This window comes from Dokdonella sp. (assembly GCF_017744955.1).
Taxonomy (GTDB): domain Bacteria; phylum Pseudomonadota; class Gammaproteobacteria; order Xanthomonadales; family Rhodanobacteraceae; genus Dokdonella_A.
The window spans coordinates 117,577-143,164 of record NZ_JAGIAG010000018.1 but is presented as its reverse complement, the minus strand read 5'-3'; the positions used below and the strand labels follow the sequence as shown (position 1 = coordinate 143,164).

Here is a 25,588-nt window from a genome sequence, read left to right as displayed (position 1 = left end):
ACCGGCGGAGCGTTTCGCCGAACCGCCGGACGCAACGGCGCCGGCTTCAAACGACGATCATAACCCGAACGCCGTTCGCGCTGGAAACGCACGAGCGGCAAGGATTTTTCGATGCACGACCCCGAATCCAGCCTGAATGCGAGCGTGCCGATCGAGCTGGCCGGGCGCCGCTTCGATCAGGTGCTGGCGGAATTGTTCCCGGATTTCTCGCGCTCGCGCCTGACGGCCTGGATCAAATCCGGCGACGCGCGGCTCGACGGCGCCATCGTGGCGCCGCGCCACCTGGTGCGCGGCGGCGAGGCGATCGCGCTGCACGCGCGCAGCGAACGGGAGATCGGCGCCGAGCCGGAGGCGATCGCGCTCGACATCCGCCACGAGGACGCCGAGGTCATCGTCGTCAACAAGCCGCCCGGCCTGGTCGTGCATCCGGGCGCCGGCAATCCCGCCGGCACCCTGCAGAACGCACTGCTGCACCACGATCCCAAGCTCGCGGAGATCCCGCGCGGCGGCATCGTGCACCGGCTCGACAAGGACACCTCCGGCCTGATGGTGGTGGCACGCACGATGCGCGCACACACCTCCCTGGTCGAGCAGCTGTCGGCGCGCGAGGTGCATCGGCAGTACGCGGCCATCGTCTACGGCGCGATGATCGCCGGCGGCAAGGTCGACGCGCCGCTCGGCCGTCATCCGCACGATCGCCTCAAGCAGGCGGTGCGCGAGGACGGGCGCGAGGCGCTCACGCACTACCGCGTCCGCGAGCGCTTCCGCGCGATGACCTTGATCGAATGCCGCCTGGAAACCGGAAGGACGCACCAGATCCGCGTGCACATGGCATACGTGAAGCATCCGCTGATCGGCGACTCGCAATACGGCGGCCTGCTGAAGCTGCCGAAGGGCGCCACGCCGGAGCTGACCGACGCGCTGCGCGGATTCCGTCGCCAGGCGCTGCACGCCGAACGGCTCGAATTCCTGCATCCCAGGAGCGGCGAGACCGTGGCGGTCGAGGCGGAACGGCCCGCCGACATGGAAGCGCTGCTGGCGGCGCTGCGCGCGGATACGCGCGCGCAGGCGAAGTAGCCGGCGGCGGCGCGGATGACCGGACCCGAGCGCAGCGACGAATCGAGCATCGGCTGGATCGTGCCGGACTGGCCGGCGCCGCCGACGGTGCGCGCCGCGGTGACCACCCGGCGGATGGCGGGAAGTTCCGCAGCGCCGTTCGACGCCTTCAACCTGGGTGGGCGCGGCGACGATCCGGCCGCGGTCGCCGCCAATCGCGCGGCGCTGATCGAGCGGCTGGCACTGCCCGCGTCGCCGCGCTGGTTGCGCCAGGTGCACGGTATCGACGTCCTCGACGCCGACGAGTCCATTGCGGATCAGGAAAAAACGGCGGACGCGGCGGTCTCGCGCGGCGAGGCCGTGCTGGCGGTCCTGACCGCCGACTGCCTGCCGATCCTGTTCTGCAGCGAGGACGGCGACGCCGTCGCGGCCGCCCACGCGGGCTGGCGCGGACTCGCGGCCGGCGTCGCCGAGGCGACGATCGCGCGGCTCGGCGTTCCCGCCGCGCGGCTGATGGCCTGGCTGGGGCCGGCGATCGGTGCGCGGTCCTACGAGGTCGGCGAGGAGGTGCGCGCCGCCTTCGTCGGGATCGATCCCCGCGCGGCGGAGGCATTCGCGCCGACACGGCCCGGACATTGGCTCTGCGATCTCTACGCCCTGGCGCACCAAAGGATCGCCGCGGCTGGCGTCGAGCGCGTCTACGGCGGCGGTTTCGACACCTACGCGGACGCGCGCTTCTATTCGTATCGACGGGAGCGCGAGACCGGGCGCTTCGCCAGCCTGATCTGGAACGTGCGGCAGGCTTAGGGCCGCCTGCACCGCCGCGCCGATGCCCGTCGCATCGGTCGCGATCCCTCGCGACGGTCGAGGTCACTCGACGACGGTGAACTCCATGCGCCGGTTCTTCGCGCGGCCTTCCTCGGTGGCGTTGTCGGCGACCGGAACGGTGTCGCCGTAGCCCCGCGCGCGCAGGCTGTCGGCGGCGACGCCGAGGTCGATCAGCTTGCCGCGCACCGCGTCGGCGCGCTCCTCGCTGAGCTTCAGGTTCGCCGCCGCGTCGCCGGTGGCGTCGGTGTGGCCGCCGACCTGGACGCGCGTTCCGGCCGGCGCGTTCTTGATCGCCGCCGCCGCTTCCTCGAGCAGGCCGAGGCTGTCGGCGCTGATCGCCGCCGAGCCCGTCTCGAAATGGATCGTCATCAGGTTCAGCGCCTTGACCAGGTCGGCCGCCGTGTATCGGCCCGGCTGCAAGGCCTTGAACGCCTCGCTCGCGCTTCGCAGCACGCCGGCGTCGAGGCCGTTCAGCGCGAAACCGCCGAATCGGCTGCGCAGCTGGTCGGCGAGTCTCTGGCGCTCCGCGCCGGCGATCGAGCCGCCGAGGGTGATCGCGTTGCCGTCGAGGTCGAGCCTGGCGCCCGCCGCATCGCGCAGATTCGGCAGCAGGGCGAGCAGCGCGTCGAGCCAGCCGGCGGGTTTCGTGCTCGCGTCGATCGTCACCTCGCCGCTGACGTTGGCGGCGCCGAAGGCGCCGTTCAGCGCATCGACGAGGCGGCTGCGCTCCGCGGCCGAAGCGAGCCGGCCGGAGTAGCCGATCCTGCCGGCGTCGTTGGTCAGGGAAATCCGGGCTTGCGCGCTCGGAGCGGGAGCGGACGGTGAGGCAGGGGTCGCGCTCGTTCCCGTCGCCGCCGGCGCGGCGCCTTCCGGCGGGCGATGCAGCATGCAGTAGCCGAGCGCGAGCACCACGGCGAGCAGCAGGGCCCACTTCACCCAGCCGAGGCCGGGGGTCAGGTCGGTGTGCAGGTCGGGCTCGGGCGAAACGCCGTTGGCCGCGGTGCCGGGACCGAAGGCCTTGAGATAGCCGCTGGCGGCGCTGGGCAGGCTGGTCGGCAGTTGGCCGTTCGGGGTCAGCGTGCCGATCAGTGACGGCAGCATCGCGGCCGCCGCGGCGAGGGTCTTTCCGCGCTCGATGCCGAGCCGGCCGGCGAGCGTGGAGATCGCATCCGCGCCGAGGGCTTTCTCGAGCTGCCACGGTTCGATCGGCTTCGGGGCGGCGTTGCCGACCCACGAACCGAACAGGTCGCCCAGCCCCTGTTGGCGGAATCTGGCCAGCAGGCCGGCGATGCCGCCGTTGCGTTCGTCGAAAACGATGCCGAGCAGGGACGCGAGCAACGCGCGTCCCTTGTCGCCGAGTCCGAAACGCTCCGCGACTTCGCCAATCAGTGCATCGAACATGAGGTGCTCCGTGAGGTTCCTGCCTCGGCGGCGCCCCCGTATTCAGCAGCCCCGCCCCCGATTCCTTGCGGCAGTCTAGGCAAGGCATCGCTCCCCGATTGCGAACCTTTGCATCGCCGTTGCAAAACATTGCGAACCTTGAAGCGGCGTCGCCCGCGACCTACCTTGGAAGGCATTCCTGCCGGGGACGGGCCGGCGATTACAGAGAATTCCTCCGATGCGAATGGACAAACTCACTTCGCGTTTCCAGCAGGCGCTCGCCGATGCGCAGAGCCTGGCGGTCGGGCGCGACCACAACATGATGGAGCCGGTGCACCTGCTGGCGGCGCTGCTCGACCAGCAGGGCGGTTCGACGGTGCCGCTGCTGGCGCAGGCCGGCGTCAACGTGCCCTCCTTGCGCACGCGCGTCGGCCAGATCCTCGACCGGCTGCCGAAGGTGGCGGGACAGGAAGGCCACATCAACGTCTCCAACGATCTCAACCGCCTGCTCAACCTGACCGACAAGCTGGCGCAGCAGCGCGGCGACCAGTTCGTCGCGTCCGAGCTGTTCGTGCTCGCCGCGCTCGAGGACAAGGGCGAGGTCGGCGCCGCGCTGAAGGCGGCCGGCGCGAACAAGGCGAACATCGAGGCGGCAATCGAGAAAATGCGCGGAGGCGAGAAAGTGCAGTCGGAAAACGCCGAAGACCAGCGCCAGGCGCTGGAGAAGTACACGATCGACCTGACCGCGCGCTCGGAGAAGGGCAAGCTCGATCCGGTCATCGGCCGCGATGAGGAAATCCGCCGCGTGATCCAGGTGCTGCAGCGGCGCACGAAGAACAATCCCGTGCTGATCGGCGAACCCGGCGTCGGCAAGACCGCGATCGTCGAGGGCCTCGCGCAGCGCATCGTCAACGGCGAGGTGCCCGAAGGCCTGCGCGACAAGCGCGTGCTCTCGCTGGACATGGGCGCGCTGATCGCCGGTGCGAAGTTCCGCGGCGAATTCGAGGAGCGCCTGAAGGGCGTGCTCAACGACCTCGCCAAGCAGGAAGGCCAGATCATCCTGTTCATCGACGAGCTGCACACGATGGTCGGCGCCGGCAAGGCCGAGGGCGCGATGGACGCCGGCAACATGTTGAAGCCCGCGCTCGCGCGCGGCGAGCTGCACTGCATCGGCGCGACCACGCTCGACGAATATCGCAAGTACATCGAGAAGGACGCCGCGCTCGAACGCCGCTTCCAGAAGGTATTCGTCGGCGAGCCGAGCGTCGAGGACACGATCGCGATCCTGCGCGGGCTGAAAGAGAAGTACGCCGTGCATCACGGCGTGGAGATCACCGATCCGGCGATCGTCGCCGCGGCGACCTTGTCCAACCGCTACATCCCCGACCGCCAGCTGCCGGACAAGGCGATCGACCTGATGGACGAGGCCGCCTCGCGCATCCGCATGGAGATCGACTCCAAGCCGGAGGAGCTCGATCGCAAGGAGCGCCGCCTGATCCAGCTCAAGATCCAGCGCGAGGCGCTGAAGAAGGAGAAGGATTCCGAATCGAAGCAGCGCCTGGCCGACCTGGAGAAGGAGATCGGCACGCTGGAGCGCGAGTATTCCGACCTCGAGGAAGTGTGGAAATCCGAGAAGGCGACCTTGCAGGGGGCGACCAGGATCAAGGAACAGATCGAGGCCGCGCGCCTGGACCTCGAAGCCGCGCAGCGCCGGCAGGACTACGCCAAGATGAGCGAGATCCAGTACGGCAAGATTCCCGAACTGGAAAAGCAGCTCAAGGCCGCGCAGGAAGCCGAGACCAAGGGCTTCAGCCTGCTGCAGGACAAGGTCACCGCCGAGGAGATCGCCGAGGTCGTCGCGCGCTGGACCGGCATTCCGGTCAGCAAGATGCTCGAGGGCGAGCGCGAGAAGCTGCTGCGGATGGAAGACGTGCTGCACCAGCGCGTGGTCGGCCAGGACGAAGCCGTGCGCGCGGTCAGCGACGCGATCCGCCGCTCGCGCGCGGGCCTGTCCGATCCGAACCGTCCGAACGGCTCGTTCCTGTTCCTAGGTCCCACCGGCGTCGGCAAGACCGAGCTGTGCAAGGCATTGGCCGAATTCCTGTTCGACTCGGCCGACGCGATGGTGCGCATCGACATGAGCGAGTTCATGGAGAAGCATTCCGTGAGCCGCCTGATCGGCGCACCGCCGGGCTACGTCGGCTACGAGGAAGGCGGCTATCTGACCGAGGCGGTTCGGCGTCGGCCCTACAGCGTGATCCTGCTCGACGAGGTCGAGAAGGCGCATCACGACGTGTTCAACATCCTGTTGCAGGTGCTCGACGACGGCCGCCTGACCGACGGCCAGGGCCGCACGGTGGATTTCCGCAACACCGTCATCGTGATGACCTCGAACCTCGGCTCGCAGTACGTGCAGGACATGGTCGATCAAGATCGGGCCGGCACCGACAGCGAGGAGGAGTACACGAAGATGAAGGCCGCCGTGATGGGCGTCGTGCAGGCGCACTTCCGGCCGGAATTCATCAACCGCCTCGACGAGATCGTCGTGTTCCGCGCGCTCGACAAGAAGCAGATCCGCGCGATCGCGCGCATCCAGACCGAGTATCTGGCCAAGCGTCTGGCCGAACGGCAGTTGAAGCTGGAGCTGTCGGACAAGGCACTCGACCTGCTCGGCAACGTCGGCTTCGATCCGGTCTACGGCGCGCGGCCGCTGAAGCGCGCGATCCAGCAGCAGTTGGAGAACCCGCTGGCGAAGGAAATCCTCGAAGGCCGGTTCCAGCCGGGTGACACCGTCGCGGTCGATGCGGCCGCGGGCAAGCTGGAGTTTCGCAAGGCCTGAAAAGCCACCGGCGATGCGCGCGGCTCCGCGCCGCGCATCGCCGGCGGTGGGGAAACCCGTCAGCCGTCGAAGCCGTCCTGGAACAGGCGGTCGGTCACGGCCGCGCAGGGCGTCAAGATCACGTCCGAGGACAGCGCGAAGCCCGGCGTGGCCGAACCGATGTGGACCTGGCTGGCGTTGTTCATCGCCGGCCACGCGTCCATCGAACCGCCCCAGAAGCCGCCGAACGGGGCTTCGGTGCCCTGCACGGCGAGCACCTGCGCGCTGTCGTCGGCGTGGCGGATGAAGGCGGTGCCGCGTTCGTTGCCGTCGTCCATCACCCGGCTGGTCCACAGCACCAGATCGCCGTTGTCGGCCAAGGCGCGCATCGGATTGCGCGAATACGCCAGCACCTGCGCAGTGCCGCCGTCGATCTCGTCGCCGGGCGCGAGCGCGCGCCGCCACGAGTCGACCTTGCCGGCGACCCAGATCGCCTCGGGTCCGCCGGTGGTATTGGCGAAGAACGCGATCTCGCCGGCGTTGTTCAGCAGCGGCGCCTGGAAGTCGGAATAGGTGCCGCCGCCCGGCGCGTCGTCGCCGGCCTTGACCATCCACTCGTGCCGGCCGCTCGTGCTGAGGAACAGGCCGCCGGGGGAGATGCCGCCGTCGACGTAGCCGCGGAACGAGATCTGGCCTTTCTGGTTCAAGCCCGGCGCCGGGCCGCCGGCGATCGCGCTGCCGTCCGGATAGCCCCACAGCTCGGTGGCGAGTGCGACGAAGGTGCCGCCGCCCGGCGCGGCGTCGCCGGCGGCGACGTACTTCGTCACCGTGCCGTCCTGCCACAGCAGGATGTCCGCGAAGTCGCTGCCGTGGGTGACCGCGAGGAACGCGACCGTGCCGGCGTTGTTGATGGTGCCCGGGCCGAGCATGCTGATCGTGCCGCCGAGCGGCGAGGCATCGCCGACCGCGGCGATCTTGACGATCGAGCCGTCGGCGCCGTCGTACAGGAACAGGCCGCGCGGCGCGCTGCCGCCGACCACGTCGGCGAGGAACACCACGTCGCCGCCGTCGTTGATGTCGGGCGCCGCGAACGTGTCGCGGAAGAAGCCGCCGAACGTGCCGCCGACCGGGGTCGGATCGCCGCAGGTGTCGGTCGAGCCGTAGCCGCCGTCCGCGCCGCAGCCGAGTGCGACGATCTTCAGGCCTTGCGCATCGGCCGTGAAGGTGCCCTGGTTCCGATCCGCGCCGTCGACCTTGGCGGTGAAGGCGATGCGGCCGCCGGCGTTGATCGTCGCCGGGCGCATGAAGGCGATCGGGTTCAGCGTGCCGGATTCGCCGTCGGGCAGCGACTGGCCGTGCCAGGCCACCGCCGTTGCGCCGCAGATGTCGGCGTCGGCCGGTGCCGGTGCCGTCGGGGGCGCCGGCAGCGTCGCTGCCGCGGCTCGCACGACGTGGCGACCGTCGATCGTGCGATCGGTGACGACGGCTCCCGCGCCGTCGTACGGTCGGATCGTTTGCGCCTGGCCGGCGCCGCAGGCGAGCGCGATCAGCAGCGACAAGGAGAGCTTCGGAAGATGCGTGGTCATCGGTGGGCGTGTCCTGGAGCGAAGGGAAAGCCGCCGGGGCGAGCGGCCTGGCGACCGGTCGACTATTCCATGCGGTCGCGCCGGAGCGTGTTTTCGTTGTGTTGCCATCGTCTTTGCGCTGTGTTTTCGCCGCGGTTGGAGCCCGTTTCCGACGTTGCGAGGTAGCGTTCGCGCGCCGGAGGGCTTGCAATTTCCCGTCGCGGCAGCATCCTGCGCCTCCGTTCCGGCGCCGCCGGCGCCGCCACGATCCGATGGATTAGATATGCCGATCTACGAATTCGAGTGCCAGGCCTGCGCGGCCGTGTTCGACCGCCTGCAGAAGATTTCCGACCCCGATCCCACCGTGTGCCCGGAATGCGGACAGCCGCGCGTGCGCCGGCGCCTGACCGCACCGGCGTTCCGCCTCGCCGGCAGCGGCTGGTACGAGACCGACTTCAAGAAGGACGGCGACGCCAAGCGCAACCTCGCCGCGAAGGACGACGCGCCGGCGCTGGCGAAGTCCGAGACCAAGAGCGATACGGCCGACAAGCCGAAAGCCGACAAGCCCGCGGACAAGCCCAAGCCGAGCGGCGCCGACAGCTGACCCGGATGCTTTCCGTTCATGCGGATGTTCTAGACTTGCGGCGCTTTCCAAAATTTCAGACGGGGAGAATCGCAATGCGCAAATTGTTCTGCGGAGTCTTCGGTGTGGCGCTGGCCTTGGTGGCGACCGCCGCGTTCGGACAGGACGCCTCGCGCGTCGCGGCCGCGGTGGGTGTGGCCGGCGTCGCCCAGTACGGCGACTGGCGTCCGGGGCCGGGCTGGGACCGCGACATCGAGGTGCGCTGCGCCAGCAACGACTTCCGCTACAACTTCTGCCAGGTCGACACGGGACGCGGCAGCCGCGTCGTGGTCGCCAAGGGAATTTCCAAGACGTACTGCGAGGAAGGCCGCAACTGGGGCTGGAACCGCGCCGGCATCTGGGTCGACGGCGGCTGCGAGGCGGTGTTCCGCGTGCAGCGCCGCTGGAGCGGCGACGACGACAACAACGGCGGCTGGCGTCCGGGTCCGGATTGGGACCGCGCGATCACGTTCCGCTGCGAGAGTCAGGGCTACGGCTACAACATGTGCCGTGTCGACACCGGCCGCGGCAGCAACGTGCGCATCCGTCGCCAGCTCTCGAAGACGGCCTGCATCGAAGGCCGCACCTGGGGCTGGAATCGCGCCGGCGTGTGGGTCGACAAAGGCTGCGGCGCCGAATTCCTGGTCGATCGCCGCTGGAAGTGATCGGCTAGATCGACCCGACGAACGCCCGCCGCATCGGCGGGCGTTCCGCTTTCCGGGGTGAACCTTCGCGCGGCGAATGCCCTGCGGAGCGGCGCCGTTGCGGTGCAGCAACTTCCTCCGTAGCATTCCGCGCTTCCTTCGCGCCCGAGAGCGCACAGCGGATTGGCATGCGTACACATTATTGCGGCCTCGTCGACGAGGCCTTGCTCGACCGGGACGTCGTTTTGTGCGGTTGGGTCGACACCCGCCGGGACCACGGCGGCGTCGTCTTCATCGACCTGCGCGACCACGAGGGCGTGGTGCAGATCGTCGCGGATCCGGACGAGGCGGAAGCCTTCAAGGCGGCCAGCGCCGTCGGCTACGAGTTCTGCCTGCGCGTTTCCGGCAAGGTGCGCCGCCGCGTCAGCGTCAACGAGCGCGTGCGCAGCGGCCGCGTCGAGGTGCTCGCCTCGCGCATCGAGGTGCTCAATGCCGCGCGCGACCTGCCGTTCGTGCTGCACGAGACGACCAACGAAGACCTCGCGCTGAAATACCGCTATCTCGACCTGCGCCGGCCCGACATGCAGCGCGCGATGCGCCTGCGCACGAAACTGGTGTCGGCGCTGCGCCGCCATCTGGACGCGCAGGGTTTCCAGGACATCGAAACGCCGATCCTGACCAAGGCGACGCCGGAAGGCGCGCGCGACTACCTCGTGCCGAGCCGCGTGCATCCGGGCGAGTTCTACGCGCTGCCGCAGTCGCCGCAGCTGTTCAAGCAGCTCCTGATGATGGCCGGCTTCGACCGCTACTACCAGATCGCGCGCTGCTTCCGCGACGAGGACCTGCGCGCCGATCGCCAGCCCGAGTTCACGCAGCTCGACATGGAATTCGCCTTCGTCGAGGAGCGCGACATCCAGGACGCCGTCGAGGCGATGATCCGCGCGATCTTCGCCGAAGTCGTCGGCGTCGAGCTCGCCGCCGAATTCCCGCGCATGACCTACGAGGAAGCGATGCGCCGCTACGGCTCGGACAAGCCGGACCTGCGCATTGCGCTGGAGCTGGTCGACGTCGCCGGGATCGTGGGCAAGGCCGAGTTCAAGGTGTTCGCCGACGCCGCCAACGACCCCGACGGCCGCGTCGCCGCGCTGCGCGTGCCGGGCGGTGCCGAACTCACGCGCAAGCAGATCGACGAGCTCGGCGTGCACGCGGCCAAGTACGGCGCCAAGGGGCTCGCCTGGATCCGCGTCGACGACCGCGCCAAGGGCCGCGACGGACTCAACTCGCCGATCGCCAAGTTCCTCGACGACGCCACGCTCGGCGCGGTGCTCGACGCGGTCGGTGCCGGCAGCGGCGACCTGGTGCTGTTCGGCGCCGGCGCCTACAAGACCGTCAGCGACTTCATGGGCGCGCTGCGCCTGAAGGTCGGCCGCGATCGCGGCCTGGTCGAGAACGCCTGGAAGCCGCTGTGGGTGGTCGACTTCCCGATGTTCGAGCACGACGCCGAGGCCGGACGCTACGTCGCCCTGCATCATCCGTTCACCGCGCCGAAGGTCGACGACGTCGCCGACCTCAAGGCGAACGCGAAGATCGCCGTCTCGCGCGGCTACGACATGGTGCTGAACGGCAACGAGATCGGCGGCGGCTCGATCCGCATCCATCGTCCCGAGATGCAGAGCGCGGTGTTCGAGCTGCTCGGCATCGGCGCGGAAGAGGCGCAGGCGAAGTTCGGCTTCCTGCTCGAGGCGCTGAAGTTCGGCGCGCCGCCGCATGGCGGCATCGCCTTCGGCATCGACCGCATCGCCGCGCTGATGGCCGGCACCGAGTCGATCCGCGACGTGATCGCGTTCCCGAAGACGACCAGCGCGCAGGATCTGATGACCGCCGCACCGTCGCCGATTCCGGCCGCGCAGCTGGCCGAGCTGCACGTGGGCGTGCTGGAGCCCGAACCGAAATGAAATCCGGCGGCCGCAGCGCGAAGTCCGCGGCGCTGCGTTCGGCGCCGTCGGCGCGCATGCGACGCGACCCCCGCGCCGCGTCCGCGCCGTCGCGCGAGCACGTGATCCTGCTGCACGGCATCTGGATGCGCGGGTTGACTTTGGCGTACCTGTCGCGCCATCTGCGCCACGCCGGCTACTCGGTCGAGACGATGGACTACGCCAGCGTGTTCACCGGCTTCGCGCCGGCGGTCGAGCAACTGCGCGCGCGCCTGCGTTCGCTCGAGGCGCCGGCCGTGCATCTGGTCGGGCACAGCCTCGGCGGCCTGGTCGCGCTGGAGGCGATCCGCGGCGTGCGCGGCTTGCCGCGCGGGCGCGTCGTCGGTCTCGGCTCGCCGCTGCGCGGCAGCGCGGTCGCGCGCGGGTTGGCCGCGATTCCGGGCGGACGCTGGCTGATGGGCCACAGCGTCGAGCCGCTGCTCGACGGCCTCGACGACTGGAGCGGTTCGCGCAAGGTCGGTGTGATCGCCGGCAAGCTGCCGTTCGGGCTCGGCTTCGCGCTCGGCACGCTGAGCGCGCCGCACGATGGCACCGTCGCGGTCGCCGAGACGCAGCTGCCCGGCATCGCCGATCACTGCACGGTGTCGGCCTCGCACACCGGCATGCTGCTTTCGCACGAGGTCGCCGATCTCGTCGTCGAATTCCTGCGCCACGGCCGCTTCGAATCGCAGCCGCAATGACCGCCGTGGCGCTTCCGACTCCGCAATCCCGAATCCCGAACCCCGGCTCCACCGTGCGCATCATCGGCATCGATCCCGGCAGCCAGCGCACTGGCGTCGGCATCATCGACGTCGACGGCACCGGCAAGTCGAACCACGTCTTCCACACTGCGTTGAACCTGCTCGGGCACGATCACTTCGCGCAGCGGCTGAAGCAGATCTTCGACGAACTCGGCGCGATCGTGGCCGAGTACGCGCCGCAGGAAGCCGCGATCGAGCGCGTGTTCGTCGCGCGCAATCCCGATTCCGCGCTCAAGCTCGGCCAGGCGCGCGGCGCGGCGATCTGCGCGGTGGTACATCACGGCCTCGGCGTGACCGAATACGCCGCGCGCGAGGTCAAGCAGGCGGTGGTCGGCACCGGCGCCGGCGACAAGACCCAGGTGCAGCACATGGTCGGCATCCTGTTGAATCTGAAGGAGCGTCTGCAGGCCGATGCCGCCGACGCGTTGGCGATTGCGCTGGCGCACGCGCATACGCGCGCCAGCGTGCAGCGCCTGGGCGTGGAATTCGGCCAGGGCCGGCGCACGACGTGGCGACGGCGGCGATGAGGGATCGATTGACATGATAGGTCGCATCAAGGGCGTTCTCGTCGCCAAGCAGCCGCCGTGGATCGTGGTCGACGTCGGCGGCGTCGGTTACGAGCTGGAGGCGCCGATGTCCACGTTTTTTGACTTGCCCGAGCTCGGCGCGGCGGTGAACCTCTGCACGCATTACGCGGTGAAGGAGGACACGGTGGCGCTGTACGGTTTCCTGCGCGAGTCCGAGCGAGCGCTGTTCCGCAACCTGCAGAAGGTCAGCGGCGTCGGCGCGAAGATCTCGCTGGCGGTGCTGTCAGGCGTCAGCGTGGAGGAGTTCGCGCGACTGGTGCAGACCTCCGACGTCGCGGCGCTCACGCGCATTCCCGGCATCGGCAAGAAGACGGCCGAGCGCATGGTGGTCGAGCTGCGCGATCGCGTCGACGGACTCGGCGGCGGGCTGCCGTCGACGGCTCCCGGCGCGGCGGCGCACGATCCGGTCGCCGAAGCCGGCATCGCGCTGCAGGCGCTCGGCTACAAGCCGGCCGAGGTCACGCGCCTGGTGCGCGATGCGGCCGCGCCCGGCGACCGCGCCGAGGACATCATCCGCAAGGCGCTCAAGGCGGCGCTGCGCTGAACCCGATCGAGGACTGCCGATGAATCAGGGCGAGAACCAGGACGGCGCTACGCAGGCACGCATCAAGACGCTGATATTCGGCGCGATCGGCGTCGTCTACGGCGACATCGGCACCAGTCCGCTGTACACGATCAAGCAGACCTTCGGCGTGCACGGCGCGACGCCGACCGAGCCGAACGTGCTCGGCGTGCTGTCGCTGGTGTTCTGGTCGCTGATCCTGGTGGTGTCGGTGAAGTACGCCGGCTTCATCATGCGCGCCGACAACAAGGGCGAGGGCGGCATCATGGCGTTGACCGCGCTGGCCCAGCGCAGCGTGCGTTCGAGCCAGCGCGGGCGCTGGTGGATCGTCATGCTCGGCCTGTTCGGGGCGGCGCTGTTCTTCGGCGACGGCGTGATCACGCCGGCGATCTCGGTGCTCGGCGCGGTCGAGGGCCTGGAAGTGATGGCGCCGGGCCTGCACCGGTTCATCGTGCCGATCTCCGCCGTCATCATCGTGCTGCTGTTCACCTTCCAGAACCGCGGCACCGGCAAGGTCGGCGCGGTGTTCGCGCCGGTGATGATCCTGTGGTTCCTGACCCTGGCGGTGCTCGGCATCTGGCACATTTCCGAGAACCCGGCGGTGCTGCGCGCGCTGTCGCCGCACTATGCGATCGCATTCTTCGTGCACGAGAAATGGGTCGCGTTCTTCACGCTCGGCTCGGTCATCCTGGCGATCACCGGCGCCGAGGCGCTGTACGCCGACATGGGTCACTTCGGCAAGAAGCCGATCCGCTACTCGTGGTTCGGCTTCGTGCTGCCGGCGCTGGTGCTGAACTACTTCGGCCAGGGCGCGCTGCTGATCGCCGATCCGAAGGCGGCCGAGAACCCGCTCTACCTGATGGTGCCGGAGATGCTGCTGGTGCCGATGCTGGTGCTGGCGACCGCGGCTGCGGTGATCGCCTCGCAGGCGGTGATCTCGGGCGCTTTCTCGGTCACGCGCGAAGCGATCCAGCTCGGTTTCCTGCCGCGCATGCGCGTGCGCCACACCTCGCGCGAGCAGATGGGGCAGATCTACCTGCCGTGGATCAACCGCATGCTGCTGGTGCTGACCCTGGCGGTCGTGCTTGGTTTCCGCTCCTCGGACAATCTCGGCGCGGCCTACGGCATCGCGGTGGTCGGCACGATGACGATCGATTCGATCCTGGTGATGATCGTGTTCCGCCGGCTGTGGAACTGGAGCCGCGCGAAGGTGCTCGCGATCGGCCTGTTGTTCCTGTTCGTCGATCTCGCCTTCCTGGCCGCCAACGCGGACAAGGTCGAGCACGGCGGCTGGTTCCCGCTGGTGCTCGGCGCAGCGATCTTCACGATGATGGCGACCTGGCGGCGCGGCAAGGAACTGGTCGTGCGCGAGGTCAAGCAGAGCGGGCTGGCGCTGGAGCCGTTCATTTCCTCGATCGTCACGCATCCGCCGCTGCGCGTGCCGGGGACGGCCGTGTTCCTGACCTCCAACCCCGGCGGCGTGCCGAACGCGATGCTGCACAACCTCAAGCACAACAAGGTGCTGCACGAGCGCAACGTGATCCTGACGGTGGAAACCGTCGACACGCCGGTGGCCGAGGCGGAGGAGCGCATGGAAGTGGTCGCGCTCGGCGACGACTTCTACAAGCTGACCCTGCGCTTCGGCTTCGCCGAGGATCCGGACGTGCCGCAGACCCTGCTCGCCGTGCGCGAGTGCGGCCCGGAGTTCGATCTGATGGACACCACCTTCTTCCTCAGCCGCGAAAGCATCGTCGCGACCGACCGTCCCGGCATGGCCCTGTGGCGCGACCGGCTCTTCATGTTCATGCAGCGCAACGCGATGCCGGCGACCGCGTTCTTCCAGATTCCGGGCAATCGGCTGATCGAGCTGGGGACGCAGGTGGAGATATGAGGAGCCGGGATTGGTGATTCGTGAGTGGTGATTGGAAAAAGGCCGCAAGCCGGATACTGAACGCCGACTGCGAGCGTGCTCGGGCGCGGCTACCTTGCTGTGTTCAAGCCGGTGATAATCCACGAATCCCCAATCTCGAATCCCCAATCCCGGCTCTCCTATGGACCGCCTGACCTCGGCCAACGCGAACCGCGAAGACGATCTCCTCGAGGCGACGATCCGTCCGCAGCGTCTGGCCGAGTATCTCGGTCAGGCGACCGTGCGCGAGCAGCTCGGCATCTACATCGAGGCGGCGCGGCGGCGTGGCGAGGCGCTCGACCACGTGCTGATCTTCGGGCCGCCGGGCCTCGGCAAGACCACGCTGTCGCACGTGATCGCCAACGAACTCGGCGTGAATCTGCGTTCGACCTCCGGGCCGGTGCTCGAGCGTCCGGGCGATCTCGCCGCGCTGCTGACCAATCTGCAGCCGCGCGACGTGCTGTTCGTCGACGAGATCCATCGCCTGTCGCCGATCGTCGAGGAAGTGCTGTATCCGGCGCTCGAGGATTTCCAGATCGACATCATGATCGGCGAGGGCCCAGCCGCGCGCTCGATCAAGCTCGACCTGCCGCCGTTCACGCTGATCGGCGCGACCACCCGCGCGGGCCTGCTGACCGCGCCGCTGCGCGACCGCTTCGGCATCGTGCAGCGGCTGGAGTTCTACAGTCCGCTCGAACTCAGCGCGATCGTGCGTCGTGCGGCGAAGATCCTCGGCATCGCCTGCGACGCCGACGGCGCCGCGGAAATCGCGCGCCGCGCGCGCGGCACCCCGCGCATCGCCAACCGCCTGCTGCGCCGCGTGCGCGACTACGCCGAGATCAAGGCCGGCGGCGCCATCGACGCCGCGGTCGCCGCGGCCGCGCTGGACATGCTGAAGGTCGACGCCGAAGGCTTCGACGCGCTGGACCGGCGCCTGCTCGGCACCATCATCGAAAACTTCGACGGCGGTCCGGTCGGCGTCGAATCGCTGGCCGCGGCGATCAGCGAGGAGCGCGGCACGATCGAGGACGTGCTCGAGCCGTTCCTGATCCAGCAGGGTTTTCTCGTGCGCACCGCGCGCGGGCGCATGGTCACCGGCAAGTGCTGGCGGCACTTCGGACTTGCGCCGCCGCGGCGTGCGGCGGTCGAGGATCTGTTCGAAGAAGCGCCCGGTCAGCGGTCAGCGGTGAGCGGTGAGCGGGAAGAGCCGCCCCAGCGATGACCCCTTCTTTTCCCGCTCACCGCTCACCGCTGACCGCCGACGCTCCCGTCTTCACCTGGCCGACCCGCGTCTACTGGGAAGACACCGATGCCGGCGGCGTCGTCTATCATGCGCGCTATCTGCACTTCTTCGAGCGCGCGCGCAGCGAGTGGCTGCGTGCCGAAGGCGTCGGTCAGCAAGGGCTGCGCGGGGAGCTGGGCGTCGTCTTCGTCGTGCATCGCATGGAGCTCGACTTCAATGCGCCGGCGCGCCTCGACGATCTACTGCTCGCCACGGTCGAGCCGGTGGAGCGGCGCAGTGCGAGCTTCATCGTGAAACAACGCCTGCTGCGCGAACCCGACGGTAAGCCGCTGGTCGAAGCGCGGGTGCGCATCGCCTGCGTGGACGGGGAGAGCTTCCGCCCGCGTCCGATTCCGGATCATCCTGCACTGACTCGAGTGCTCCAAGAGATCGCCAAGAGATGAACAACGAACTCAACATCCTCGCCCTGATCATCGGTGCCAGCCTGCCGGTCAAGCTCGTGCTCGGCATCCTGATCGCGTTCTCGATCGCTTCGTGGTTCATCATCTTCCGCAAGAAGGCGATGATCGACCGCGCCAATGCCAGCGCGGACGAGTTCGAGGAGCGCTTCTGGTCCGGAGCCGACCTCGCCGGCCTGTTCAAGGAAATCACCAGCGGCAGCGACCGGGTGACCGGCAGCGCGGCGATCTTCGAGGCCGGCTTCCGCGAATTCGCGCGCCTGCGCCAGCGCCGCGGCGTCGATTCGCGCGCCCTGCTCGAAGGCGCCCAGCGCGCGATGCGGGTCTCCTCGACGCGCGAGGTCGACCGCCTCGAGCAGAACCTCGAATTCCTCGCCAACGTCGGCTCGATCAGCCCGTACGTCGGCCTGTTCGGCACGGTCTGGGGCATCATGATCGCGTTCCAGGGCCTGGCCAACGTGAAGGAGGCGACCATCGCGATGGTCGCGCCGGGCATCTCCGAGGCCCTGATCGCGACCGCGATGGGCCTGTTCGCCGCGATCCCGGCGGTGTGGGCCTACAACCGCTATTCGACCAAGCTCGAGCGCGTGAACCTGCGCTACGACACGTTTGTCGAAGAGTTCTCCTCGATCCTGGCGCGCCAGGCGCACGTCGACGACGTGCCGTGAACCCCGCGCACGACCGGATCGCGTTGGAGTAGCCGCCATGCAAAGTTACGGAAGGGCGCGCAAGCGCCGCAAGCTGAAGGCCGAGATCAACGTCGTGCCCTACATCGACGTGATGCTCGTGCTGCTGATCATCTTCATGGTCACCGCGCCGCTGCTCAATCTCGGCGTCGACATCCAGTTGCCGCAGTCGGCGGCGAAGTCGATCCAGAACGACAAGGAACCCGTGGTGGTCAGCGTCGACCAGGACGGCAAGCTGTTCCTGACCCTCGGCAAGGAACAGCGCGAGCCGATCGAGGCGGCCGCGCTGGTCAACAAAATTTCAGCTTTCGTTCGTGAGAATCCGCAAGTCCCCGTGCTGGTCGCCGGCGATCAGCGTGCGGACTACGGCAAGATCTATCAGGCCATGGTGCTGCTGCAGTCGGCCAATGTGCCGAAGGTCGGCTTGATGAGCCAGCCGGTACAGGCGGAAGGAGCGCGCTGACCGGATGGAGAGCGCGCATCAGATCGAAACCTTCGGCGACAAGGCGCGGGCATTCGGATTTGCTCTCGGCTTGCACTTGCTCGTGCTGCTCGGCCTGTTGATCGGGCTGTGGTGGACGAGCACGACCAAGCCGGTGGTGATGCCGGGACCGGTGATCGAGGCGACCCTGATCGGGCCGACCGCGGCGCCGAAGTCGGGGGCGCGCAAGCCGGCGCAGCCGCGACCGGAGCCGCCCAAACCGGAGCCGCCGGCCGCCCAGCCGGCGCCGCCGAAGCCCGAACCGCCGGCGCCCAAGCCGCAGAAGGAAACGCCGGCCGAAGTACAGAAGCAGGACCTGATCGACCAGCAGAAGATCGCCGCCCTGGCCGAGCAGAAGGCCGAGGAGCAGAAGAAGGAACAAGAGGAAAAGCAGCGCCAGCGTCAGGTCGAGCTCGAACAGGAAGAGAAAGAGAAGAAGCTCAAGGAAGAAAAGCTCAAGCAGCTGGCGGATCTGCGCAAGCAACGCGAGGCAGCGGAGCAGGCATTGAAGCAGGAGCGCAACAAGCTGGCCAAATTGGAGAACAGCAACCGGGTCGCGGCGGAGAATCGCCCGCCACAGCCGGAAGCCGAACACGAGGCGGCGCAGGCGACGACGGGCGCCGGCGGCCAGGACAACGATCTCGCGGCGCGCTACGCGGCGGCGATCCAGGCGGCGGTCACGCAGAACTGGAACCGTCCCGACAGCGCCTCCGCCGGGCTGCGCTGCTCGCTGAACATCGTGCAGATCCCGGGCGGTGACGTGATTTCGGTGACGGTGGGCTCGCCCTGCAATGCCGACCAGCCGACGCGCAACTCGATCGAACAGGCGGTCATGAAGGCGGCGCCGCTGCCGTACCAGGGTTACGAGAAGGTGTTCCAGCGCGCGGTCAAGTTCAACTTCAGATACGACGGATGATCCCGATGACAAAGCGGAATGGATGGATGGTTCGAATCGGCGTGCTGCTGGTCGGCGCCCTGCTCGGCACGAGCGCGTTCGCGCAGAGCGGCGGCCTCACCGTCGACATCACGAACGGCAACGCCTCGGCGCTGCCGATCGCCGTCGTCCCGTTCGGCTCCGAGGGCGCCGGCGTGCCGCCGGAATCCAATCCGGGCGAGATCGTGCGCGCCGACCTCGCGCGTTCCGGGCAGTTCCGCACCCTGCCGAAGAACGACATCGTCGAGTTCCCGACGCGCCAGGCCGAGGTCAAGTTCGCCACCTGGCGCCTGCTCAAGCAGGACTACCTGGTGGTCGGGCGCACCACCGACGGCGGCGACGGCGGCCTGCGCGTGGAGTGGGAACTGCTCGACGTGGCCAAGCAGCAGAAGCTCGCCGAAGGCGCGATCAGCGGCCAGCGCACCGGTCTGCGCGACATCGCGCACCAGGTCGCCGACGCGATCTACGAGAAGATCCTCGGCGTGCGCGGCGCGTTCTGGACGCGCATCGCCTACATCACCGCGACCGGCTCGCCGCCGAACTACCAGTACGCGCTGATGGTCGCCGACTCGGACGGCTACAACCCGCAGGTCGTGGTGCGCTCGCGCGAATCGCTGATGTCGCCGGCCTGGTCGCCGGACGGCCGCAAGATCGCCTACGTGTCCTTCGAGAGCGGCAATTCGACCGTCTACGTGCAGGACCTCGGCACCGGTTCGCGCCAGGTCGTGTCCAACAGTCGCGGCATCAACAGCGCGCCGGCGTTCTCGCCGGACGGCTCGCGCTTGGCGCTGTCGCTGTCCAAGGGCGGCAATCCGGACATCTACGTGATGGACCTCGGCAGCCGCCAGACCACCCAGATCACCAAGCACTTCGCCATCGACACCGAGCCGACCTGGGCGCAGGACGGGCAGAGCCTGTACTTCACCTCGGACCGTTCCGGCAAGCCGCAGATCTACCAGGTCTCGCCGAGCGGCGGCGAGCCGACTCGCGTCACGTTCGAGGGCCAGTACAACGCCAGTCCGACGGTCGTGAACGCCAAGGGCATCAAGCTCGCAATGGTGCAGGGCAGCGGAAACGTGTATCGTATTGCGGTCCTCGACCGGACCACCAACCAGTACACCCTGGTGTCGCCGGGCAGCCAAGATGAAGCCCCGAGTTTCGCTCCCAACGGAAGCATGCTGCTGTATGCCGCGAGTGAAGGTTCGCGCGGCGTGCTGTTCGCGGTGTCGGCCGACGGGCGCGTACGTCAGCGCCTCGGGCTCGCCGAGGGCGATGTGCGCGAGCCGTCTTGGGGGCCGTTCCGCCAGCGCTGACGTCGCGTGAAGAATCGCGGTCGGGAAACCGGCCGCGTGAGAGTTGAATAACTAAAGTCCTACTGTCCTGCCACTCCTGCCCAGTTGAGGGGAACACCAAATGAACAATACCGTGCGCATCGTTTTTGCCGTCCTGCTGGTTGCCGGCGTCGCGGCGTGTAAGAAGAAGGCCGTCAAGACCGACACCACGCCGACCGAGACCACCACCCAGCCGACCACGACCGAGCCGATGGACAACGCTGGCCGCTACACGCGCGACAGCCTCGACACCGACTCCTGCCTGCGTCAGCGCGTGGTCTACTTCGACCTCGACCGCAGCGAGATCAAGCCGGAATTCCAGGCGCAGATGTCCTGCCACGCCGCTTACCTGAAGCAGTTCCCGCAGGCGCGCGTCACGCTGGAAGGCAACACCGACGAGCGCGGTTCGCGCGAGTACAACCTCGGCCTCGGCGAGCGCCGCGGCAACGCCGTGCAGGGCGCGCTGAGCGCGGCCGGCGCGTCGTCTTCGCAGCTCAACGTGGTCAGCTACGGCGAAGAGCGCCCGGTCTGCCGTCAGCACGACGAGTCGTGCTGGTCGAAGAACCGTCGCGTCGAGATCGTCTACACCGCTAAGTAAGACACGACGTGATCCGGATGACGTCCAGCAAGTCCTTTGCGAGCACAGCGGCGGCCCTGGTGGCCGCCGTTGTGCTGTCCGCGCCGACGGCACAGGCGCAGCGGCTGTCGCTGGCCGAGCGCGTCGACCGCCTGGAACAGCAGGCGAGCGGCCAGCAGGGCGGCGGCAACGCGGTCGATCTGGTCAACCAGATCCAGGCGCTGCAGTCGCAGGTGCAGTCGTTGCAGGGCCAGGTCGAGGAGCTCAAGCACGCGCTCGACCAGGCCAAGCAGCGCAACAAGGACCAGTACGTCGATCTGGATTCGCGCATCGGCCGCCTCGAAGGCGGCGGTCGTTCGACGCCGCCGGCCGCGGCGTCGAACGCGCCCGCGCCACGCGACGACAATCCGCCCGACGTCGACCTCGGCAGCCCGAGCGGCCAGGGCAATCCGAGCACGCCGCCACCGCGCGACGCGCGTTTCGCGCCGCGCCCCGGCGTCGGCGAGCTGTCGGCCGAGGATCGTGCGGCGGTCGCGCCGGGCGAGCCCGCGGCGAACCCGGCACCGGCCGATCCGGCCACCGAGACGGCGGCCTACAACGACGCGTTTGCGGCATTGAAGGACGGTCGCTACGCCGAATCGGCGAAGCGCTTTCAGACCTTCATCGACCAGCACCCGAACGGCGAGCTGACCGGCAACGCCTACTACTGGCTCGGCGAGTCGTACTACGTCACGCAGAATTTCTCGGTCGCGCAGCAGTCCTTCGAAACCCTGCTGCAGCGCTATCCGAACAGCCAGAAGGCGCCCGACGCCCTGCTCAAGGTCGGCTACACGCAGTACGAACTGAAGCAGTGGGACGCCGCCGAGGCGACCTTGAACAAGGTGGTCGAGACCTATCCCGACACCACCGTCGCGCGCCTCGCACAGGGTCGCCTGCGCGCGCTGAAGATGGAATCCCGTCGCTGAGCGACGTGCGATGACCGTCGTCGCCGCTCCCATCGACGCGGCAGACGCCGCCACCGCCGAGCACAGCGCCGCGCAGGCCGAGCCGCGCCTGCGCATCACCGAAATCTTCCATTCGCTGCAGGGCGAGGCCGACGCGGTCGGCTGGCCGACGGTGTTCGTGCGCCTGACCGGCTGCCCGCTGCGCTGCGTCTGGTGCGACACCGAGTATTCGTTCCACGGCGGCGGCTGGCGCACGATCGCCGAGGTGCTGACGGAGGTTGCCGGCTACGGCGCGCGGCACGTCTGCGTGACCGGCGGCGAGCCGCTGGCGCAGAAGCGCTGCCTGACCCTGCTCGCGCAGTTGTGCGACGCCGGCTACGAGGTCTCGCTGGAGACTTCCGGCGCGCTCGACGTCGCCGAGGTCGACGCACGCGTGCGCAAGGTGGTCGACCTGAAGGCGCCGGGCTCGGGCGAGGTCGCGCGGAATCTGTGGTCGAACATGGACGTGCTGCTGCCGCACGACCAGGTCAAGATCGTCGTCGCCGACCGCGCCGACTACGAATGGGCGCGCGAGCGCGTCGCCGAGCATCGCCTGTCCGCACGGTGCCAGGTGCTGTTCTCGCCCGTGCACGGCCGCGTCGCGCCGCGCGAGCTGGCCGAGTGGATCCTCGCCGACCGTCTGCCGGTGCGCATGCAGATGCAGATGCACAAGCTGCTGTGGGGCAGCGAACCGGGCCGCTGAGTCCGCTCACCGATCGAGAAACGCCATGTCGCAAACGCAACGCGCCGTCGTGCTGGTCTCCGGCGGCATGGACTCCGCCGTCGTGCTCGCGCTCGCGCGCGAACAGGGCCTGGAGTGCCACGCGCTCAGCGTCGCCTACGGCCAGCGCCATTCCTCCGAACTGGAAGCCTCGCGCCGCGTCGCCGCGATGCTCGGTGCGCGCGAGCACAAGACCGTGCAGGTCGACCTGCGCAGCATCGGCGGCTCCGCGCTGACCGCCGACATCGACGTGCCGGCCGATGGCGGCGCCGGCATTCCGGTCACCTACGTGCCCGCGCGCAACACGATCATGCTGTCGATCGCGCTCGGCTGGGCCGAAGTGCTCGGCGCGCAGGACATCTACTGCGGCGTCAACGCGGTCGACTACTCCGGCTATCCGGACTGCCGGCCGGAGTTCGTCGCCGCGTTCGAGCGGCTGGCGAACCTCGCCACCAAGGCCGGCGTCGAAGGCCACGCCCTGCGCGTGCACGCGCCGCTGATGCGCCTCGGCAAGGCCGACATCGTGCGCGAAGGCCTGCGCCTCGGCGTCGACTTCGCGCAGACCGTGTCCTGCTACCAGGCCGACGACGACGGCCGCGCCTGCGCGCACTGCGACGCCTGCCGCCTGCGCGCGGACGGCTTCGCCGCCGCCGGCGTCGCCGATCCGACGCGCTACCGCTGAGCGAGTCGAGCGGGTAAACTGCGCGACCCTTCGCGGTACCCCCGCGCACGCCGATCCTGTGGGCCGTTAGCTCAGCGGTAGAGCAGCGGACTTTTAATCCGTTGGTCGATGGTTCGATCCCATCACGGCCCACCAATCTTGCTCGGTTTCACGCGATTCCTCCCCGTGACGGTCGCCTGCGGTCCGCCGTCGGTTTCGCCGCTTTGGCGTACCATGCGCCACGTGTGTTCGCGCCGATGCGGACGCGCGCTACGCCGTTTCCGAGGCTGCCCCGTTCGAGAATGAGCACGACCGAGTATCGGTTCGGCCGCTTCCGGCTGATCCCCGCAGCGCACGAGTTGTGGCGGGACGACGAGCTCAAGCGCGTGCCGCCGCTGGTGTTTGACTGCCTCGCCTATCTGCTGCAGCAGCGCGAGCGCATGGTCGGGCGCGACGAGCTGGTTTCCGCCGTGTGGGGCCGGCTCGACGTCGCCGATGCGCAGATCCGGCAGCTGATTGCGCGGGCGCGGCGCGCGGTCGACGACGACGCGCAGGCGCAGCAGGTCATCCGCACGGTGGCCGGCGTCGGCTATCGCTGGGTCATGGCGCTCGACGAAGCGGACGTCGGCGACGGGGCCGCGAAGGCGGCACGGGAATCCGATCTCACGCTGGCGGCGTCGCCTGCTCCAATGTCGGAGCCGGACGCCGAGCGCACGGCGCATCCGCCCGCGATTGCCGTCGAAGGCAGCGCGGCAACGTCCGCGGCGAAGCAGCCGATCGGCTGGCGCGTGGCGCTGCCCGTCGCCCTGGTCGTCCTGGTTGCAGCGGCACTCGGGTTCACCGCGTTGCGCCAGCGTGGTGCGTCCGAGCCCGCTCGATCGCGCGAATCGACGTCCGCACCGAGCGCAAACCCCGAAGGCAAGGCGGTCGTCGTGCTCCCGCTCGAGGTCAGCGCTCCCGACGAGTCGGCGTGGATTCGCCTCGGCGGAATGGATCTGGTGGCCGGCCGCCTGCGCACGGCGAAACTACCGGTGCCGCCGACGGACAGCGTGGTGACGGCGCTGCACTCGGTCGGCGACGCGCAGAATGCGAGCGGGCAGGAGCGCCTTCGCGGCATTCTCGGCGCGGCGATGGTCGTGCAGGGCAGCGCGGCGAAGTCGCCGGCTGGTTGGCACGTCGTGCTGAGTGCGATCAGCGCGGACGGCGTGCAACATCGCATCGAGTCCGATCACGCCAACGTGATCGCCGCACTCGACGGTGCTTCGGATCTGCTGCTGGCGGCGCTCGGCCACGCGCCGGCCGGGGAGGTCGGGCGCGACGACGCGGTGCGCGTGCGCCTGCAACAGGCGCAGGCGGCGATGCTCGCCGGAGAACTGGGCACGGCGCGCGCGATCCTCGGCGACGAGTCGCTCGCGCGGCAGGCCGATGCGGAGGTGCGTTTCCGTCTCGCCCAGGCGGACTTCCTCGAAGGCCGCTTCGACCAGGCCGATGCGTCATTGAACGCGCTGCTCGAACGCAAGGAGGTTCGCGCGCAGCCGGTACTGCAGGCGCAGGCCTTGAACCTGCGCGGCTTGATCGACTTCCGTCGCCGCGATTGCGCAGCGATGGAACGGCACGCCGGCGAGGCCGTCTCGGCCCTGCCCGATGGCCAGTCGCCGGCCGACGCGGGACAGGCGCTGGCCACGCGCGCGTTGGCGCGCATCTGTACGGAGCACTGGGAAGACGCCTTGGCCGATCTCGGCCAGGCGCGCGTGCAGATGGAAGCGGCCGGCGATCGTCTCGGCGTCGCGCGCGTCGACCAGTATCACGGCCGGCTCGAACTGCAGCGCGATCGCCCGGCCGAGGCGGTACCGTATTTCGAGGCGGCGGACGGCGTGCTCGCCTCGTTCGGCGCGGTCGAGCCCCTGATGAACAACCTGCTCAGTCTCGTCGACGCGCAAAGCCGACTGCTGCGCTGGAAGGACGCGCTGGCCACCAGCGAGCGGCTGTGGTCGATGCGCGAGCGCATGGCCGACACCAATCGGCGCGCCTATCTCGGTGCGATGCGCGCCAACGTGCTGCTCGCGGTCGGGCGCGATACGGACGTCGAAGCGACGCTGGTCGCGATGCGCGCCCTGACCGGCGACGCCGGCGCCGGCGCGCTCGCGCTGTGCTCGGTGGAAGCGGACCTGGCCTTGCGGCGCGGCCACTACGGCGAGGCGCTCGCGGCCGTCGCGCGCGCGCTGCAGAATTTTCCCGACGCGCCGGGCCCGGACGACGCCGGTCGCGCCTACCTCGAACTGCTGCGCCAGCGTGCCTCGATCGCGGCCGGCCGGCCGCTGCGCGCCGACCCGCCTGCGCGCGACGACGGGACGCCGCAGCAGGCGGCCGCGCTGGTGGCGAAGGCGGAGTGGGCCGCGTACCAGCACGACGAGGCCGCGGCGGGTCGGTTGCTCCGCGAAGCGTCCGCGGCGGCCGAGGCGGACGGCGTACCCGAGATCATCGTGATGGTCGCGGAGGCCTACGTGAAATGGTTGCTCGGGCAGGGGCGTGCGGGCGAGGCCGGCGTGCAGGCCAGCCGTGTCGCGGTCTGGGCCGGCCAGGATTTCGACAGCGCCTTGCTGCAGGTGCGCGCGTTCCACGCGCTCGGTCGACGCGAGGCATGGCAGCGCGCGTTGCAGCAGGCGCGCTTGCTGGCCGGCGAACGCGAGATTCCCGCCGAGCTGCTGCGCGCTCCCGACGCGCCGTAGCACGCGTCGCCGAGCGCCGGGCCGGGTTCTGCAACGCTCCGGCTACGCTCCGACTACGGCTTTGGCGCCGCGAAGACGC

Annotated in this window: 23 protein-coding genes and 1 tRNA gene; 22 read left to right on the top strand and 2 right to left on the bottom strand. The window is 69.2% G+C overall.

The window, feature by feature from the left end:
• Window positions 1-111 precede the first annotated feature (111 nt).
• A complete protein-coding gene (rluD, locus tag J7520_RS19195) occupies window positions 112-1,077 on the top strand; it encodes a 23S rRNA pseudouridine(1911/1915/1917) synthase RluD (protein ID WP_291191995.1) in 966 nt (321 codons plus the stop codon).
• Window positions 1,078-1,092: 15 nt separating this feature from the next.
• On the top strand, window positions 1,093-1,863 hold the full coding sequence (pgeF, locus tag J7520_RS19190; RefSeq protein WP_291191993.1) for a peptidoglycan editing factor PgeF: 771 nt from the start codon (window positions 1,093-1,095) through the stop codon (window positions 1,861-1,863).
• Between the two features lie 63 nt (window positions 1,864-1,926).
• On the opposite strand, the gene J7520_RS19185 is transcribed toward pgeF, so the two are convergent.
• Entirely contained in the window at window positions 1,927-3,285 is a 1,359-nt protein-coding gene (locus J7520_RS19185) for a YidB family protein (protein ID WP_291191991.1), read from the bottom strand.
• A gap of 217 nt (window positions 3,286-3,502) precedes the next feature.
• Here J7520_RS19185 and clpB point away from each other — a divergent pair, with 217 nt between their 5' ends.
• Complete coding sequence (clpB, locus tag J7520_RS19180; protein ID WP_291191989.1) at window positions 3,503-6,103, top strand: ATP-dependent chaperone ClpB; 2,601 nt, start codon at window positions 3,503-3,505, stop codon at window positions 6,101-6,103.
• 59 nt (window positions 6,104-6,162) lie between these two features.
• Here the strand turns inward: clpB and J7520_RS19175 are convergent, their stop codons facing one another.
• Window positions 6,163-7,668 (bottom strand): choice-of-anchor tandem repeat NxxGxxAF-containing protein, encoded by a 1,506-nt coding sequence (locus tag J7520_RS19175; RefSeq protein WP_291191987.1) that lies wholly within the window; start codon window positions 7,666-7,668, stop codon window positions 6,163-6,165.
• Between the two features lie 262 nt (window positions 7,669-7,930).
• Here J7520_RS19175 and J7520_RS19170 point away from each other — a divergent pair, with 262 nt between their 5' ends.
• From J7520_RS19170 to J7520_RS19080, 19 genes are all read left to right on the top strand, one after another.
• Entirely contained in the window at window positions 7,931-8,251 is a 321-nt protein-coding gene (locus tag J7520_RS19170; protein ID WP_291191985.1) for a zinc ribbon domain-containing protein, read from the top strand.
• 74 nt (window positions 8,252-8,325) lie between these two features.
• Window positions 8,326-8,934: a DUF3011 domain-containing protein gene (locus tag J7520_RS19165; protein WP_291191983.1), complete on the top strand. Its 609-nt coding sequence runs from the start codon at window positions 8,326-8,328 to the stop codon at window positions 8,932-8,934.
• 167 nt (window positions 8,935-9,101) lie between these two features.
• Window positions 9,102-10,868, top strand: a complete 1,767-nt coding sequence (gene aspS, locus J7520_RS19160) for an aspartate--tRNA ligase (protein WP_291191981.1) — start codon at window positions 9,102-9,104, stop codon at window positions 10,866-10,868.
• A complete protein-coding gene (locus J7520_RS19155; protein WP_345776926.1) occupies window positions 10,865-11,587 on the top strand; it encodes an alpha/beta fold hydrolase in 723 nt (240 codons plus the stop codon). The genes aspS and J7520_RS19155 overlap by 4 nt, the downstream gene beginning before the upstream one ends.
• The gene (gene ruvC, locus J7520_RS19150) at window positions 11,584-12,174 is read left to right on the top strand and encodes a crossover junction endodeoxyribonuclease RuvC (RefSeq protein ID WP_291191979.1); all 591 of its coding nucleotides are present in this window, start codon (window positions 11,584-11,586) and stop codon (window positions 12,172-12,174) included. The genes J7520_RS19155 and ruvC overlap by 4 nt, the downstream gene beginning before the upstream one ends.
• Before the next feature lie 13 nt (window positions 12,175-12,187).
• A complete protein-coding gene (gene ruvA, locus J7520_RS19145) occupies window positions 12,188-12,778 on the top strand; it encodes a Holliday junction branch migration protein RuvA (RefSeq protein WP_291191977.1) in 591 nt (196 codons plus the stop codon).
• A 19-nt stretch (window positions 12,779-12,797) separates the two neighbouring features.
• On the top strand, window positions 12,798-14,687 hold the full coding sequence (locus tag J7520_RS19140) for a potassium transporter Kup (protein ID WP_291191975.1): 1,890 nt from the start codon (window positions 12,798-12,800) through the stop codon (window positions 14,685-14,687).
• 160 nt (window positions 14,688-14,847) lie between these two features.
• Complete coding sequence (gene ruvB / locus J7520_RS19135) at window positions 14,848-15,927, top strand: Holliday junction branch migration DNA helicase RuvB (protein WP_291191973.1); 1,080 nt, start codon at window positions 14,848-14,850, stop codon at window positions 15,925-15,927.
• Window positions 15,924-16,391, top strand: coding sequence for a tol-pal system-associated acyl-CoA thioesterase (gene ybgC / locus J7520_RS19130; protein ID WP_291191971.1), 468 nt, complete (start codon window positions 15,924-15,926; stop codon window positions 16,389-16,391). Before ruvB ends, ybgC begins: the two co-directional genes overlap by 4 nt.
• Window positions 16,388-17,074: a protein TolQ gene (gene tolQ / locus J7520_RS19125; RefSeq protein ID WP_291191969.1), complete on the top strand. Its 687-nt coding sequence runs from the start codon at window positions 16,388-16,390 to the stop codon at window positions 17,072-17,074. The genes ybgC and tolQ overlap by 4 nt, the downstream gene beginning before the upstream one ends.
• A 37-nt stretch (window positions 17,075-17,111) precedes the next feature.
• The gene (gene tolR / locus J7520_RS19120) at window positions 17,112-17,555 is read left to right on the top strand and encodes a protein TolR (protein WP_291191967.1); all 444 of its coding nucleotides are present in this window, start codon (window positions 17,112-17,114) and stop codon (window positions 17,553-17,555) included.
• A gap of 4 nt (window positions 17,556-17,559) precedes the next feature.
• Window positions 17,560-18,489, top strand: coding sequence for a cell envelope integrity protein TolA (tolA, locus tag J7520_RS19115; RefSeq protein ID WP_291191965.1), 930 nt, complete (start codon window positions 17,560-17,562; stop codon window positions 18,487-18,489).
• Window positions 18,490-18,515: 26 nt separating this feature from the next.
• The gene (tolB, locus tag J7520_RS19110; protein WP_291191963.1) at window positions 18,516-19,820 is read left to right on the top strand and encodes a Tol-Pal system beta propeller repeat protein TolB; all 1,305 of its coding nucleotides are present in this window, start codon (window positions 18,516-18,518) and stop codon (window positions 19,818-19,820) included.
• A 100-nt stretch (window positions 19,821-19,920) separates the two neighbouring features.
• A complete protein-coding gene (pal, locus tag J7520_RS19105) occupies window positions 19,921-20,436 on the top strand; it encodes a peptidoglycan-associated lipoprotein Pal (protein ID WP_291191961.1) in 516 nt (171 codons plus the stop codon).
• A gap of 17 nt (window positions 20,437-20,453) precedes the next feature.
• Window positions 20,454-21,380, top strand: a complete 927-nt coding sequence (gene ybgF / locus J7520_RS19100; protein WP_291191959.1) for a tol-pal system protein YbgF — start codon at window positions 20,454-20,456, stop codon at window positions 21,378-21,380.
• Between the two features lie 10 nt (window positions 21,381-21,390).
• The gene (gene queE / locus J7520_RS19095; protein ID WP_291191957.1) at window positions 21,391-22,101 is read left to right on the top strand and encodes a 7-carboxy-7-deazaguanine synthase QueE; all 711 of its coding nucleotides are present in this window, start codon (window positions 21,391-21,393) and stop codon (window positions 22,099-22,101) included.
• A 25-nt stretch (window positions 22,102-22,126) separates the two neighbouring features.
• Complete coding sequence (gene queC, locus J7520_RS19090; protein ID WP_291191955.1) at window positions 22,127-22,801, top strand: 7-cyano-7-deazaguanine synthase QueC; 675 nt, start codon at window positions 22,127-22,129, stop codon at window positions 22,799-22,801.
• A 60-nt stretch (window positions 22,802-22,861) separates the two neighbouring features.
• Window positions 22,862-22,936, top strand: a tRNA-Lys gene (locus J7520_RS19085).
• 146 nt (window positions 22,937-23,082) lie between these two features.
• Window positions 23,083-25,509, top strand: a complete 2,427-nt coding sequence (locus J7520_RS19080) for a winged helix-turn-helix domain-containing protein (protein ID WP_291191953.1) — start codon at window positions 23,083-23,085, stop codon at window positions 25,507-25,509.
• Window positions 25,510-25,588: the final 79 nt, after the last annotated feature.

Coding starts and splice junctions, on each gene's coding strand:
- J7520_RS19185 (WP_291191991.1), bottom strand. CDS start 3,285: ATGTTCGATGCACTGATTGGCGAAGTCGCGGAGCGTTTCGGACTCGGC.
- tolA (WP_291191965.1), top strand. CDS start 17,560: ATGGAGAGCGCGCATCAGATCGAAACCTTCGGCGACAAGGCGCGGGCA.
- ybgF (WP_291191959.1), top strand. CDS start 20,454: ATGACGTCCAGCAAGTCCTTTGCGAGCACAGCGGCGGCCCTGGTGGCC.
- aspS (WP_291191981.1), top strand. CDS start 9,102: ATGCGTACACATTATTGCGGCCTCGTCGACGAGGCCTTGCTCGACCGG.
- tolB (WP_291191963.1), top strand. CDS start 18,516: ATGGTTCGAATCGGCGTGCTGCTGGTCGGCGCCCTGCTCGGCACGAGC.
- ruvB (WP_291191973.1), top strand. CDS start 14,848: ATGGACCGCCTGACCTCGGCCAACGCGAACCGCGAAGACGATCTCCTC.
- J7520_RS19140 (WP_291191975.1), top strand. CDS start 12,798: ATGAATCAGGGCGAGAACCAGGACGGCGCTACGCAGGCACGCATCAAG.
- queC (WP_291191955.1), top strand. CDS start 22,127: ATGTCGCAAACGCAACGCGCCGTCGTGCTGGTCTCCGGCGGCATGGAC.
- J7520_RS19165 (WP_291191983.1), top strand. CDS start 8,326: ATGCGCAAATTGTTCTGCGGAGTCTTCGGTGTGGCGCTGGCCTTGGTG.
- J7520_RS19155 (WP_345776926.1), top strand. CDS start 10,865: ATGAAATCCGGCGGCCGCAGCGCGAAGTCCGCGGCGCTGCGTTCGGCG.
- J7520_RS19170 (WP_291191985.1), top strand. CDS start 7,931: ATGCCGATCTACGAATTCGAGTGCCAGGCCTGCGCGGCCGTGTTCGAC.
- tolR (WP_291191967.1), top strand. CDS start 17,112: ATGCAAAGTTACGGAAGGGCGCGCAAGCGCCGCAAGCTGAAGGCCGAG.
- J7520_RS19080 (WP_291191953.1), top strand. CDS start 23,083: ATGAGCACGACCGAGTATCGGTTCGGCCGCTTCCGGCTGATCCCCGCA.
- pgeF (WP_291191993.1), top strand. CDS start 1,093: ATGACCGGACCCGAGCGCAGCGACGAATCGAGCATCGGCTGGATCGTG.
- rluD (WP_291191995.1), top strand. CDS start 112: ATGCACGACCCCGAATCCAGCCTGAATGCGAGCGTGCCGATCGAGCTG.
- tolQ (WP_291191969.1), top strand. CDS start 16,388: ATGAACAACGAACTCAACATCCTCGCCCTGATCATCGGTGCCAGCCTG.
- pal (WP_291191961.1), top strand. CDS start 19,921: ATGAACAATACCGTGCGCATCGTTTTTGCCGTCCTGCTGGTTGCCGGC.
- ruvA (WP_291191977.1), top strand. CDS start 12,188: ATGATAGGTCGCATCAAGGGCGTTCTCGTCGCCAAGCAGCCGCCGTGG.
- ruvC (WP_291191979.1), top strand. CDS start 11,584: ATGACCGCCGTGGCGCTTCCGACTCCGCAATCCCGAATCCCGAACCCC.
- clpB (WP_291191989.1), top strand. CDS start 3,503: ATGCGAATGGACAAACTCACTTCGCGTTTCCAGCAGGCGCTCGCCGAT.
- queE (WP_291191957.1), top strand. CDS start 21,391: ATGACCGTCGTCGCCGCTCCCATCGACGCGGCAGACGCCGCCACCGCC.
- J7520_RS19175 (WP_291191987.1), bottom strand. CDS start 7,668: ATGACCACGCATCTTCCGAAGCTCTCCTTGTCGCTGCTGATCGCGCTC.
- ybgC (WP_291191971.1), top strand. CDS start 15,924: ATGACCCCTTCTTTTCCCGCTCACCGCTCACCGCTGACCGCCGACGCT.